Origin of the sequence: Bartonella sp. AA16NXGY, from assembly GCF_042197325.1 — a bacterium.
Classification (GTDB): Bacteria; Pseudomonadota; Alphaproteobacteria; order Rhizobiales; family Rhizobiaceae; genus Bartonella.
Window position 1 is genome coordinate 202,399 of record NZ_JBHIRR010000001.1, and the last position, 14,108, is coordinate 216,506.

A 14,108-nucleotide genomic window follows, 5' to 3' on the forward strand; every position below is an offset into this window, starting at 1 on the left:
CTTTGAAAATATTGGTATTTGATTGTTTTTGTTGAATTATTTTTATATCATTGATATGATGATTTGTATGGAAATTTTAGAAAATCTTCAGTGGATTGAGTAAGGGGTGAATATTATGACGCATACTGTTCTCGCCTTTTTATCTTGTCAATTTTTTATCATGGTAGCATAAAATACTCTATACATTAGAATTGTTCACGCCAGAAAGCGGGAATAAAAAGGACGAATATTGTTATGATTTCAAGGCGTCCAGCTAACATTAGAAAACTTAAAATCCATAAAGCATGATCGTTGATTGTAGAGAAATTACCAGTGGGGCCAATAATATCTCCAAAGCCTGGACCAACATTTGAAAGTGCGGTTAAGACCCCCGTAAAGGCAGAGGTAAAGTCAAGACCGGTTGTAAGCAAAAGTGCAGTGCCGATAACAAGGCAAAACATATAAAGACAGACAAAAAACAAAACGGCTTGAGCAACATCATTTGATATATTTGAGTGATCGTAGCGCGCTTTTACAACGACATTAGGAGAAAGAAGTTTTTCTATATTTGTTTGTGTAATACGCCAAAGAATAATGAGGCGATTGATTTTCATGCCACCAGAAGTAGAACCAGCACATCCGCCTGTAAAAGAAACAATAAAGAAAATTCCAAGCGCAAACGGTCCCCAAAGTTGATAATCTTCAGCGCTGTAACCGGTGGTGCTAATAATGGATGAAAGGTGAAAAATGACATCAAGGAAAATCAAGTGGAACGCGCGATGATCATAAAACCGTAGCCATGCCGCTAAAGCAAAGCTGAAAAGGAGAACGATATGGAGAAAAACAATCACTTGTGGGTCAAGGAAGCGTTTAGAGTGTCCAGGAAGGACTAATTTAACATAAAGTACGAAAGGTAAAGCAGAAAGCAACATGAAGATTGTTGAAATAATTAAGATGGCTGGTGTATCAGAAAAATAGCCAAAAGAAGCATCATGCGTTGAAAAACCAGCTGTTGCTACTGTACTCATTGCATGGTTAATGGCATCAAATAAATTCATGCCTGCAGCAAAATAAGAAAGCATACAAGCCAATGTTAACCCAACATAAGCGATGATAATTCCGTTAGCAATTTGGTTGATGCGAGGCAATATTTTTTCAGATTTATCAGATGATTCCATATGAAAAAGTCGCACGCCACCCACACGCAGTGAAGGCAAAATTAAGAGGGCTAAACCGATAAAACCAATGCCCCCAATCCAGCATATAAGAGAACGCCATAATAAAATACTTCGCGATAAATTATCAAGATCAGAAAGGACTGTGGAGCCTGTTGTTGTAATTCCAGAAACAGATTCAAAAATGGCTCCTGCTAGAGAAATGGGAAGAGGAGAAAGATAAAGAGGTAAGGCACCTACGATGCTTCCTGTAAGCCAAAGACAAACAGTGAGCATAAAGCCAAGCCGTGCTGAAAAGCGACAAGTAGCTCCCTTAGTTGCTAAAAGAATCAGCGTTGCTAACATGGTGGTTATGGCACAAGAATAGAGAAAGCTTATCCAATTACGATTGTTGTCGTGCAAATCCACAAAAATTGGCAAAAGCATTGCTCCTCCCATGATTAAGGCAAAACGTGCACAGACATTGATAATAAATTGAAAAATGATCGTTCCCTATCTTTGTATCTCTTTTTATTATGGTTTTGTGCTCATAAGAAGTTACATTTTTCTCTTTATAGGATAAGGATTAATTCTTAACATTAGCGTGCCTTGATGAATTAGTAATCAGACCTTTTCATAAAACTTGAAAAGAAGTATACATAACATAATTAGGGCTCTTGAAAAATATTTTTTTAAAAGGCTGCATTCCGTTATCATTTATAGAATAATTAATTTATAATAAAGTGAAGGGGATTTAATGGTACAATCGCATATTCGTCTGCTGATTATTGGCTCAGGTCCGGCTGGTTATACAGCGGCGGTCTATGCAGCAAGAGCAATGCTTAAGCCTGTTTTGGTGACGGGCTTGCAGCAGGGGGGACAATTGACAATTACAACTGATGTTGAGAATTATCCAGGTTTTGCAGATCCCATTCAAGGACCATGGTTGATGGAACAAATGGCAAAACAAGCTGAGAATATGGGGACAAAAATTGTTTATGATACAATTATAAAGGCTGATTTGTTGAAGTATCCTTTTGTCTTATATGGGGATTCAGGAACACAATATTCTTGTGATGCACTGATTATTGCAACAGGAGCTCAAGCGCGCTGGCTTGGTTTAGAAAGTGAACAGACCTTTATGGGCGGAGGTGTTTCCGCTTGTGCTACATGTGATGGCTTTTTTTATCGTGATAAGGACGTTATTGTCGTGGGAGGAGGAAATACGGCTGTTGAAGAAGCACTTTATTTATCGCATTTGGCTAAAAGTGTAAGCGTGGTTCACAGGCGGGGGCAGTTTCGGGCAGAAAAAATTTTACAAGATAGGTTGCTGGCTTGTAATAATGTGCGTGTTCTTTGGGATCATGTGGTTGAAGAAATTGTGGGGCTGCCAGCTCAAGATTCAATGGGCGCTGTTGTAACAGGGGCACGTCTGAAAAATGTTAAGACAGGTCACGAGATGAAAGTGAATGCAGAGGGCATATTTATTGCCATTGGGCATGATCCTGCTGTTTCTCTGTTTGAAGGACAGCTGAAACAAAAACGAGGCGGCTATTTATGGACAGCACCCGACTCAACAGCAACAAGCATTGCTGGTGTTTTTGCTGCTGGGGATGTGACAGATGAAACATTCCGCCAAGCTGTAACAGCTGCGGGAAGAGGATGTATGGCAGCGTTGGAAGCAGAACGGTTTTTGGATATACCCAGGCGTTAGTCATTCATTGAGAACATAGAGAATATAGAGGTAGAATTAATTGTGGCGCCACCGTTGGATTGGGATAAGTTAAGGGTTTTTCACGCTGCAGCAGAAGCGGGATCTTTTACGCATGCTGCTCAAAAACTTCATTTATCTCAATCAGCCGTTTCACGACAGGTTTCGGCTTTAGAACAAGAGGTTGGGGTATCCTTATTTCAACGTCATGCGCGTGGTTTGATTCTTACAGAACAGGGAGAAACTCTTTATCGTACAGCTCATGATGTTTTGATGAAGCTTGAAAGTGTGCGTTTGCAATTAAGTGAAAGCTATGCAAAACCAACGGGGCACTTGCGTGTGACCTCGACCTTTGGAATGGGGGCAGGGTGGATTGCAGAGCGTATGCCAGAATTTCTTAGTCTTTATCCTGATATGCAGGTTCAGCTTTTGCTTTCCGATGAAGAGCTTGATTTGACAATGTGTCATGCGGATTGTGCTGTTCGCTTACATCAACCCAAACAACCTGATCTTATACAAAGAAAACTCTTTACAATTCATATGCATGTCTATGCTTCGGAAAAGTATATTGCAAATTATGGAAAGCCGGAAAAATTGTCTGATCTCGATGAGCATCGTATTATTTCGTTCGGTGAACCTGTTCCACCTTATTTGTCTGGTTTAAATTGGTTGGAAAAGGCTGGTAGAAGTGATGGATCATTGCGCGTTTCAGTTTTACAAATCAACAATATCATCTCAATAAAGAATGCGCTTATGCGTGATCTTGGGATTGCTGTGCTTCCTGATTATATCGTCAATAATGATGAGCATTTAGTGCGTCTTTTTCCTGATATGGTTGATATTCCTTCTTTTGATACTTTTTTTTGTTATCCTTATAATTTAAAGAATTTGGCAAGGTTAAATGCTTTTCGAGATTATATTTTTTTAAAAGCTCGCCAGTGGTCTTTTTAATATTAATATCTTAATTTATAAGGAATAATTAGCTGTTTTGCAACTTGAGACTCCCGTAATATTCTTTCGTTTCAAATTTGCCTATATTGAATCAATTAAAATTATTTGTTGCACATTAAAAGTGGAGGGAGTCCGTACGGGTAAATATTTTTGAAAAGAGGGATAAATGTTTTTTATGAATACTAGCAACCGTGAGGGTTATTATATATTGAAAAATGGACAATCGTGTGATGGTGTAGTTAACATTTTTACTATTTAATTAAAGAGAGTGGTACATGATGGAGACAAATTTAAAGCTATGTGTTTATTGCATAGCAGATACGCTTAAGTCTTTATTGTGCTTTTCCTTATAAAATGACATAGAATACTATCTCTTGATTATGTTGCCTCCCAGTTTCGTTTTCTTGAGTGTTCCCTTACGAAGATCTATCAGATTGATTTTATCTCTGAGGATTTTCCAAATTTGCCGGACATATGTCCGGCTTTTTTTTAAATTTTTGAAAGAGTCCCTAGAAATTGCAATATATGGGAAGATGATAAAGAAAAAATTTCGAAACTGGTGGATATCCAACAATTTTTTTAAGAATACTAAAATTCAATGAGGAGTTTGAGAGGGGATATTCTATTGTACTGTAAAAGTCTGTCTTTTAGGGGTGTGATATAAAATATTTAAAACCTTATACATGAAGTGCTTTTTATTAGAATGTGAGGTGAATATTTAAGGCAGGTCTTGTTCATAAAGCCTATGAAGTAAATCAAGTAGTTATTAAATAGAACTTAAAGGAAACTGGATTGCTTACACAACGATGGGAGGTGGCTTCTTCTTCGTTTTAGGACGAAGAAGAAGCTGAGAAATAGAAGAGATTTTATTGTAAGGGCCTTTGATTATAAGGGCAATTGTGTTTAAAAGTGCTCGGTCTTTTTTAGAGTTATAAATTGAATGGAGAAAGTAGAATAGGCTTGTCATCTCTTATGATAATAGACCGATTCATTTATTTGATAGCTAAATTTTTTTGATCTTTATCTACAGCATCTATTTTTGTGTTTATTCATAGATATTTTTGCTGAATCGATAGATTTAGACCATGACACAGTTTCAGATATTTTCTCGGATATACTAACATTCGGCAAAAAACAATCACAAGAGATGATATTAAAAATTTTAAATTAAACTGTTGCAAAAACGCTGTATACGTATACAAGCTTTTTCAAGTAATTCTTCTGATGTTGCATAAGAAATACGAAAAGTTGATCCAAGTCCAAAAGCAGATCCTTGGACGACAGCAACAGCTTCTGTTTCTAGAAGCGCTATGGCAAAGTCTTCATCATTCGTAATACGTTGACCATTGGGTGTTTTCTTTCCAATAAGTCCGGTGCAAGAAGGATAAACATAAAAAGCACCCTCAGGCGTTGGACAGTGAATGCCAGGAGCTTGATTTAGCATGGAGACAACGAGATCACGGCGTGCTTGAAAAATACTTTTATTTTTAGCAATAAAGTCTTGTGGCCCGTTGAGTGCTTCAACCGCAGCCCATTGTGAAATGACACTTGTTCCAGATGTTTGCTGTCCTTGAATGGTATCCATGGCTTTAATGAGTTCTTGTGGTCCGCCTGCATAACCGATTCTCCATCCCGTCATCGCATAGGCTTTAGAAACACCATTCATTGTGAGTGTACGCTCATAAAGCGCTGGTTCTACTTGAGCTGGAGTCACAAAGGTAAAACCCTCATATGTGAGATGTTCATATATATCATCGGAAAGGATATAAACATGAGGATATTTTACTAAAACATCTGTAAGTTTTTTCAATTCATTATGTGTATAAGCGGCACCTGATGGATTTGAAGGAGAGTTAAAGATGAACCATTTGGTTTTGGGGGTAATGGCAGCTTCTAGCTCTTGTGGTTGGAGTTTATAAGAAAATTCGGCTTTTGTTTCTAAAAAGACAGGCGTACCATCGTTGAGTGCGACCATTTCTGGATAACTAACCCAATAAGGGGATGGAATGATGACCTCATCTCCTTTATTCAAAGTTGCCATGAATGCATTAAAGAGAATTTGTTTTCCACCGGTACCAACAATAATTTGTTCTGGTTGGTAAAGAAGATTATTTTCTCTTTTAAACTTTGCAGAAATTGCTTGGCGCAATTCTGGAATTCCTGATATGGGAGGGTATTTTGTTTCTCCCCTTCGAATAGCTTCAATAGCCGCGTTTTTGATGTTGTCTGGGGTATCAAAGTCTGGCTCTCCAGCACTTAAAGCAATAACATTGCGCCCTAATGCTTTTAAATGGCGGGCCTTTTGAGAAGCAGCAATTGTTGCAGAAGGTTTGATACGAGACAGTTTGTCGGCAATAAAAGCCATAATTTTAAATCCTTATATTATATCAACAAATGGTTATTGCTTTAAGGATATTCTATAAGAGATTATATTGTATGCAATAAAAAACTTCCAAAATACTCTTACACGGGCTTTATATTCTTCTTTTTTGAGATATTTTACAAGATAATCTCTTCGTAGATTTTATGAAAGTTTTTGAGGAAGTATAAGAGAGGTTTGATAAATTGTGCAAAGGAGATAAGCAGTCTTTTATTTTAACAAGGTAAAATAATGCTTTATACAAAATAAAAAAATCTTCGTCTTTACAGACGAAGATTTCTAAATAAAATATTGCAGAATTTAAACTTTAAAGTGCTGCAAGGTTACCAGCGGCAAATTTTCCTGAACGACGATCTTGAAGAACATCATAAGAGATTTTTTGCCCTTCATTAAGACTGTTTAGACCTGAACGCTCGACGGCAGAAATGTGTACAAATACATCTGCACTACCATCGCTAGGCTGAATGAATCCGAAACCTTTTGTTGTATTAAACCACTTAACTGTTCCTGTAGACATAGGAAACTCCTTAGAATATATAATTATATTGAGCATTGAAGCTTTCATTTCTTCAATACGGTTGTAGATCGAAATTAGGTGGGAGAAGTTTCGTCGAAAGTGCAGATTGCACAGGAAAGAAAGTCACGTAACCGAAAATTCGATGAAACCTCTATAAAAGTTTTTAGAACAAAAAGCAAGTCTTAATCAATTTTTATATAAAGAAAAAATAAGAAAACAGTGTATATTTTGCTAAGTAGAAAAAAATTCAACTAAAATAACTTTGTAGTGAACGTACCTCAAGGTGCCTTTTTTTGAGTGCTTTGATCGCTTCTACGACGGCTTCGGCTCCAGCTATTGTTGTATAATAGGGAACATTTTGCATGAGTGCTGCATAACGTAATGATTTTGAGTCTGAGATGGCACTGGCAGTGCTAGTTGTATTAAAAATCAATTGAATTTGGCGATTACGAATAGCGTCTTCAATATGGGGGTGTCCCTCTAGAACTTTGTTAATTTTTTTTGCTTCAACGTGGTGTTCGGTGAGAAATTTTTGTGTTCCACTTGTGGCGACAACAGAAAAGCCAAGCTCAGTTAAACGTTTTACAGGATTTAAGATGCGTTTTTTATCTTCATCCCTTACAGAAACGAACAAAGTTCCCTTTTTAGGGAGTTTTACACCAGCTCCAAGTTGGGCTTTAGCAAAAGCAAGCGAAAATTCATAGTCAAGTCCCATAACTTCACCGGTTGAGCGCATTTCTGGACCAAGAAGTGTATCAACACCTGAAAAACGAGCAAAAGGAAATACTGCTTCCTTGACGGCAATATGTTGTTTTTTTTGCAAAGAAGGTAATCCACCATAAGCTTCAAGAGCATCATGAAGCGTTTCTCCTGCCATAATACGTGCAGCCATTTTAGCAATAGGGCGACCAATCGTTTTTGCAACAAATGGGACAGTACGTGAAGCACGGGGATTGACTTCTAAGACATAAATGGTGTCATCTTTTATAGCATATTGTACATTCATTAAGCCGCGAACATGAAGTGCTTGTGCTAATGCTTTGGTTTGGCGCTCTAATTCAGTAACTATTTTATTTGAGAGCGTATGGACTGGTAGAGAACATGCTGAATCACCAGAGTGGATACCAGCTTCTTCAATATGTTCCATAATACCAACGATTAGTGTTTCGTTACCATCACATAGACAATCAACATCTACTTCAATTGCTTCTGTTAAATAGGTATCAAAGAGAAGCGGATTTTTACCAAGCAATATATTGATTTGTCCTGTTGTGTCGTTAGGATAACGGACTTTGATATCTTCTGAAATTAATTCAGGGACACTCTCAAGTAAATAATTTTGTAAGCTACGTTCATCACGAATAATTTGCATAGCACGTCCTCCTAAAACATAAGAGGGACGTACAACCAAAGGGAAGCCTAGTTCGTGGGCAATGAGGCGTGCTTGTTCAATGGAGTGGGCAATACCATTTTGAGGTTGTGTTAAATTAAGTTTAAATAACAGTTTTTGAAAGCGGTCTCTATCTTCTGCTAAGTCGATAGCGTCAGGTGAAGTACCTAGGATGGGGATATTGTGTTTTTCTAGAGCGCTTGCCAATTTCAAGGGTGTTTGTCCGCCAAATTGGACGATGACTCCAACCAAATCTCCTTTTTCCTGTTCTGCTTCTAAAATAGCGATAACGTCTTCTGTTGTTAAAGATTCAAAGTAAAGGCGATCAGAGGTATCATAGTCGGTTGAAACTGTTTCAGGATTACAGTTAATCATAATCGCTTCAAATCCTGCATCACGCAGTGCAAAAGCAGCGTGGCAGCAACAGTAATCAAATTCAATACCTTGCCCAATGCGGTTTGGTCCACCGCCTAAAATAGCAATTTTTTTGCGTTCAGAAACGTGTGCTTCCGAGTGCTCTACACCTGCAAAGGGAACTTCATATGTTGAATACATATAGGCTGTAGGAGAAGAAAATTCAGCGGCACAAGTATCAATCCGTTTGAAGACGTGTTTAACATTCAGTGATTTACGTAAAGCTGCGATATAATCGGGTTCTTTCCCTGTAAGGGAGGCTAATCGCGCATCTGAAAAGCCCATAGCTTTTAACATACGTAAATTATCTGCGTCTTGGGGTAATCCATGAATGCGGATACGCTGCTCCATTTCAATGATGGAGGCTATTTGTTCTAAAAACCACGGATCAATTTTGCTAATTTGGTGAATCTCATTTAAGGGTAAGCCTGTGCGCATGGCTTGAGCAATATAGCGTAGACGATCAGGGCTTGGTATGGCAATGGCTGAGCGTATAGAACTTTTTTCATCACCTTCAGCATGCTCTGGAATCACAATTTCATCAAGACCCGTAAGCCCTGTTTCAAGTCCACGGAGTGCTTTTTGTAACGATTCTTGAAAAGTGCGTCCAATTGCCATGACTTCTCCTACAGATTTCATCGCAGTTGTGAGGACAGGTGATGAACCGGGAAATTTTTCGAACGCAAAACGAGGAATTTTTGTCACAATATAGTCAATAGAAGGTTCAAATGATGCTGGTGTTGCACCACCCGTGATATCATTTTTTAATTCATCAAGTGTATAACCAACAGCCAGTTTAGCCGCTACTTTGGCAATGGGAAACCCCGTTGCTTTTGAGGCAAGCGCTGAAGAGCGAGAAACACGCGGATTCATTTCAATAACAATGAGGCGCCCATTTTCAGGATTGACAGCAAACTGTACATTGGATCCCCCCGTTTCAACACCAATTTCTCGCAAAACAGCAATCGAAGCATTACGCATACATTGATATTCTTTATCGGTTAAGGTGAGAGCAGGTGCTACAGTGATCGAATCACCGGTATGAATCCCCATTGGATCAATGTTTTCAATAGAACAAACGATGATACAGTTGTCGTTCTTATCACGAACAACTTCCATCTCATATTCTTTCCACCCTAAAACACTTTCTTCAATTAATACTTCTGTTGTTGGTGAAGCTTCAAGCCCACGTTCAATAATTTCATAGAATTCAGAGCGGTTATAAGCGATTCCACCACCAGTTCCACCAAGGGTGAATGAAGGACGAATAATAGCTGGAAGCCCAACAACATCAAGAGCTTGAACTGCTTTTGCTGTTGCATGAGCGATATAATGTTGTTTGCGATCAGCTTCGGTATGTCGCCAGTTGCGCTCAAGTTCTTCGAGTGCTTTGTCAAGCGCAGCACCAGAAAGTTTTGCTTTAAGTTCAGCACACGTTTTTGCGTGTTGTTGGCGATTTTCTTCTTTCAGTTCTGTTGCATTGGCTAACATAGAGCGTGGCGTTTCCAAACCGATTTTTGCCATCGCTTGGCGGAATAAAGCACGATCTTCAGCTTTATCAATAGCATCAGCATTGGCTCCTATCATTTCAACATGATAGCGGTCTAGAATACCCATACGCTTTAATGATAAAGCAGTATTGAGGGCTGTTTGTCCTCCCATAGTGGGCAAAAGGGCATCGGGACGCTCGTGAGCAATAATTTTGGCAACTATTTCAGGAGTAATGGGCTCTATATAAGTTGCATCAGCTAGATCTGGATCTGTCATAATCGTGGCAGGATTAGAATTTACCAAAATAATTCGGTAACCTTCTTCTTTTAATGCTTTACAGGCTTGAGTGCCTGAATAATCAAATTCACATGCCTGACCAATGATAATAGGTCCTGCTCCGATGATAAGAATAGATTTTATATCTGTGCGTTTGGGCATGACTTTTTCCTATGACAAATATCTGTGTGTGATTGTTGCGGGCAAAATATTTTAGTTCTGAGGCTACCGTCATTTTATAAGTTAAGTGAAAAAGAAAGTAAGCATTAAAATACCTTTTCCATGCTTTTTTTCATAAAATTGAAGATAAATTTCTTTTTTGAGTTGAGTCATCTCGTCAGTTTATCAAAAGTATGACCTTTGATAAAAAATAATAACAGTGCTCCAACAAATTAGAATATTCAAGCATACTGTGGAGCATAAAAAGCCGGAACATCTTTCCAATCCATTGCCGGCATACTTTCTTTGTGTTTTATGACGTTTTTTGCTTAAGAGAGCACGCGCTTTTTCTGTTGCTTGTAAAACATAAGCTATTATTTATGGTTCGATGGGATTTCGTAAAATAAAATGGGAAGCTTATCGTGTTGTTCCGTAAAATACTGCCGTTTAGAGTTGTGATATAAGGTATGAAAATTTACCACATTAAGGTGTTTTTGTTAGAGTGTATGATAGAATTCAGAGCAGGATTTGTCTGTAGAGAGCTTATGAAATAAACCATATCAAATGGGTTCAGTTGGAATCTGTTATATAAAAAGCAAGATTGTTGATAGATCAGCTCTGGTCGAAGTTTCCGTCTTAGGGTAGGAAGAAAGTCAATCTATGTATCTTTCCATTTCATAAAAAGGTGAGAGTGTATTTAATACAATGGCTAAGGAGATAATTTCAGAATGATTTTGTTTGTTTTTAAAAGATAGTGAATACTCTCCCTTTACTTTATGGATGATGTTCAAAACTTTTTAAAATATAAAGAAGGCTAAAATGCTGAATATTTCCCAAACGAGAGTATTCTGTCTGAAAGATGTATCAATAGGAAAGCTTTTGGTGGCTAGGTCTCAAAAAGGGATTTGTCATATAGCGTTAGGAGACACTATAGAGCAATTATTACAGGAGTTTACGATACGCTTTGGTGATGTACAACAAGTTGTAGGTGACAATACATTTAAGAGAGAAGTTGCCCATATTATAGCCATGATAGAAACACCTAAGCTGGTAAAAAAATATAATTTTCCCTTAGATATAAATGGTACAGTTTTTCAACGACAAGTATGGGCAGTATTATGTGATATACCATGTGGTGAAACAATTTCATATGAGATCTTAGCATGCCGTATTGGTATGCCGAAAGCTTTTCGTGCCGTTGCTCATGCCTGTGCACGTAACGAATTGGCTATTATCATTCCGTGTCATCGTGTTGTGCGTAAAAATGGTTTTATTTCAGGGTATCGTTGGGGGGAAAAACGGAAACAGATTTTACTACAACGGGAACAAAATGGAAAAATTTAACTTTGTGTGATGGGCATTATAATCGTTACAGTTGTTCCTTTCATTTCTTTTGAAGTAATTTCAAGTTTTCCTTTGTGGAGTTCTAGCAAGGAGCGTGAAATGGCTAATCCAAGACCTGAGCCCGTATGAGATTTAGTGAGCTGATTTTCGACTTGTTCAAAAGGTTGCCCAAGTTTTTTAATTGCTGATTGGGGAATACCAACGCCTGTATCTGTAATTTTAAAAATAAGGTTATTTTTTTTCTTGAAAGCGCAGACATCAATATTTCCGCCAGAAGGCGTAAATTTAACGGCATTAGAGATGAGATTAAGGAAAATCTGTTTCATTGCACGACCATCAACTTCAGCATGAAGTTCTGGGGTAATGTTTGTTGTAACAACAATATTTTTTTCTTGAGCTTGAGGTGTTAGTGTTCGTACTGCTTCACTAATGATGGGCTCAAGATCGGTATTTTTACAATCAAGCGTAAATCTTCCTGCTTCGATTTTTGACATATCAAGGATGTCATTGATAAGGGTTAGAAGATGGGTTCCTGAATTGTAAATATCATGCATATATTCCTTATAGCGTTGTGAACCAAGAGGACCAAAAGTCGATTGCAACATGATATCTGAAAAACCAAGAATAGCATTCAGAGGCGTGCGCAATTCATGAGACATATTGGCTAAAAATTCTGATTTAGCCTTATTAGCACTTTCGGCGCGTTCTTTTTCTGCTTTCAGACTTTTATTAAGTTTTTCAACTTCTGTTGCGCGTTGTTGAGCACTCCCTCGCGCGCGCTTGAGTTCTTGAATGAAAGAGAAAAGACGCCTTTCACTGTCTTCAAATTTTTCCTGTTGTTGTTTAAGCTCAGAAATGTCAGTACCAATACAAACCAATCCTCCATCTTGGGTTCGTCGTTCGTTAATTTTGAGCCAACAACCATCTGCCGTTTGGCGAATACTGGTTAAGTTACCAGTACCATCATCTTTAAGGGGATATTCACTGAGTGCAGGGCGTGCCATGGCTTCGACGGTTGCACGTTGGATACCTGATTGGAGAATTTGTTTAGGAATAGCGGCATATTCGCAAAATTTGCTGTTGGACATGACTAAACGTCCTTCAGCATCCCACAAGACGAAAGATTCTGAAATGTTTTCAATCGCATCACGGATACGAAGGTCGGCTTGCGCTGTTTGTTCAGCCAATTGTTGCTGTTCACTAATATCGAAGGAAATACCAACCAAATGGGGTTCTTCTTCTTCAGTAACTTCGGCACGAATGCGCATCCATACATAATGACCATCAGCATGACGCATAGGAACGTTAATATCGATATGCTTTTTTTTACCGCTCATTAATTCCTGAGCAAGGTCAAAAAAATTCGCATCATTTGGATTGATAATGGCGCTAATTTGGGAAATTGAGAGCAATGCATCTTGAGGGACATAGCCGAGCATTTCGTACATTGCTCGTGACCAGTAGACGCGTCCACTTGCCATATTCCAATCCCATAGTCCACAGCGTCCACGCATCATTGCCATATCAATACGGTTTTGAATTTTTTCTGAAACAAGATCTGTTTTGCGTGCTCGTACAATTTGGTTGTAATAAGCATAAAGAAGAGCAAGGATAACGCCACTAGTTCCAATGAACATGGTTATATTTAACGAGAGAGCTTTCCGCCATTCCATGTAAATATGTTGCATTTTTTCACTGATGAATACCCCATATTGTCCATTTTCTGTTTGCTGAAAGGAAGCGAGAGCAGGAATATCTTTTCCTATTGTAATTTTCATGATTCCAGCATGTTTTCCTAGAGCTTGTAAAGTAATGCTTTCAGAGGTAAAATTCTGTAAGGGTTTTCCTAAGACAATCTCGGAACTTGATGAAGCTAGGACATTGCCTTTTTGATCGACAATAGCAATAACAGCGCTGGTTTTTATAAAACCTTTGTTACGAAAATTAGTCAGGATATTTTGTAAATGATTATGAGAAAGAGCAGCAGCTTTTCCTTGTCGAGTGGCGGCAAGTAAGTCACGGTCGATTGTATTGGTAATATGAGAAGCTAAGAGAGCGATGGTAGAATGCGTGTTTTTATCAATTGTGTTGCGCCAATCATAGATTGATAGGAAACGGATTGCTGCTAGTATAACAAGAAATGCAAGAATTACAAATGGGAGTGAACGTCGCAGCCAAGGTTCAATAAAAAGAAGTTTTTTATAGGCAGAACCAGAAAACAGATTGGTACGCTCTGTCCGCTCCTTGCGACTTTGAGCGCTTGATTTTGAATCAGCATACATCTCCCTTGGCGCATTATATGCGTCCAATTTAGCCATTTCGCGTTCCTTTAATTCTGGAAT

The 14,108-nt window shown here is 38.3% G+C and carries 8 protein-coding genes; 3 read left to right on the plus strand and 5 right to left on the minus strand.

What is annotated here, in order from left to right:
- Nucleotides 1–185: 185 nt before the first annotated feature.
- Nucleotides 186–1,580: a TrkH family potassium uptake protein gene (locus tag ACFINK_RS00820; protein ID WP_375631664.1), complete on the minus strand. Its 1,395-nt coding sequence runs from the start codon at nt 1,578–1,580 to the stop codon at nt 186–188.
- Nucleotides 1,581–1,890: 310 nt separating this feature from the next.
- Here ACFINK_RS00820 and trxB point away from each other — a divergent pair, with 310 nt between their 5' ends.
- Entirely contained in the window at nt 1,891–2,847 is a 957-nt protein-coding gene (gene trxB / locus ACFINK_RS00825; RefSeq protein ID WP_375638079.1) for a thioredoxin-disulfide reductase, read from the plus strand.
- 42 nt (nt 2,848–2,889) lie between these two features.
- Nucleotides 2,890–3,795, plus strand: a complete 906-nt coding sequence (locus ACFINK_RS00830) for a LysR family transcriptional regulator (protein WP_273791217.1) — start codon at nt 2,890–2,892, stop codon at nt 3,793–3,795.
- A 1,162-nt stretch (nt 3,796–4,957) separates the two neighbouring features.
- On the opposite strand, the gene ACFINK_RS00835 is transcribed toward ACFINK_RS00830, so the two are convergent.
- The 3 genes from ACFINK_RS00835 to carB all read right to left on the minus strand — a co-directional run bounded on the left by ACFINK_RS00835 (nt 4,958) and on the right by carB (nt 10,425).
- Entirely contained in the window at nt 4,958–6,160 is a 1,203-nt protein-coding gene (locus tag ACFINK_RS00835) for a pyridoxal phosphate-dependent aminotransferase (protein ID WP_375612967.1), read from the minus strand.
- 322 nt (nt 6,161–6,482) lie between these two features.
- Nucleotides 6,483–6,692 carry a cold-shock protein gene (locus tag ACFINK_RS00840; RefSeq protein WP_012754908.1) on the minus strand — a complete coding sequence of 70 codons (210 nt, stop codon included), beginning with the start codon at nt 6,690–6,692 and terminating at the stop codon, nt 6,483–6,485.
- Nucleotides 6,693–6,939: 247 nt separating this feature from the next.
- Entirely contained in the window at nt 6,940–10,425 is a 3,486-nt protein-coding gene (carB, locus tag ACFINK_RS00845) for a carbamoyl-phosphate synthase large subunit (protein ID WP_375628664.1), read from the minus strand.
- Between the two features lie 816 nt (nt 10,426–11,241).
- On the opposite strand from carB, the gene ACFINK_RS00850 reads away from it, so the two are divergent.
- Complete coding sequence (locus ACFINK_RS00850; protein ID WP_375611196.1) at nt 11,242–11,766, plus strand: methylated-DNA--[protein]-cysteine S-methyltransferase; 525 nt, start codon at nt 11,242–11,244, stop codon at nt 11,764–11,766.
- Here ACFINK_RS00850 and ACFINK_RS00855 read toward each other — a convergent pair.
- Nucleotides 11,763–14,084: a sensor histidine kinase gene (locus ACFINK_RS00855; RefSeq protein WP_375638080.1), complete on the minus strand. Its 2,322-nt coding sequence runs from the start codon at nt 14,082–14,084 to the stop codon at nt 11,763–11,765. The two genes, ACFINK_RS00850 and ACFINK_RS00855, sit on opposite strands and share 4 nt — an antisense overlap.
- Nucleotides 14,085–14,108: the final 24 nt, after the last annotated feature.

What these genes read in the sequence shown, in the direction of transcription:
- ACFINK_RS00820 (WP_375631664.1), bottom strand. Translation starts at nt 1,580, where the DNA reads ATGCTTTTGCCAATTTTTGTGGATTTGCACGACAACAATCGTAATTGG.
- trxB (WP_375638079.1), top strand. Translation starts at nt 1,891, where the DNA reads ATGGTACAATCGCATATTCGTCTGCTGATTATTGGCTCAGGTCCGGCT.
- ACFINK_RS00835 (WP_375612967.1), bottom strand. Translation starts at nt 6,160, where the DNA reads ATGGCTTTTATTGCCGACAAACTGTCTCGTATCAAACCTTCTGCAACA.
- ACFINK_RS00840 (WP_012754908.1), bottom strand. Translation starts at nt 6,692, where the DNA reads ATGTCTACAGGAACAGTTAAGTGGTTTAATACAACAAAAGGTTTCGGA.
- carB (WP_375628664.1), bottom strand. Translation starts at nt 10,425, where the DNA reads ATGCCCAAACGCACAGATATAAAATCTATTCTTATCATCGGAGCAGGA.
- ACFINK_RS00850 (WP_375611196.1), top strand. Translation starts at nt 11,242, where the DNA reads ATGCTGAATATTTCCCAAACGAGAGTATTCTGTCTGAAAGATGTATCA.
- ACFINK_RS00855 (WP_375638080.1), bottom strand. Translation starts at nt 14,084, where the DNA reads ATGGCTAAATTGGACGCATATAATGCGCCAAGGGAGATGTATGCTGAT.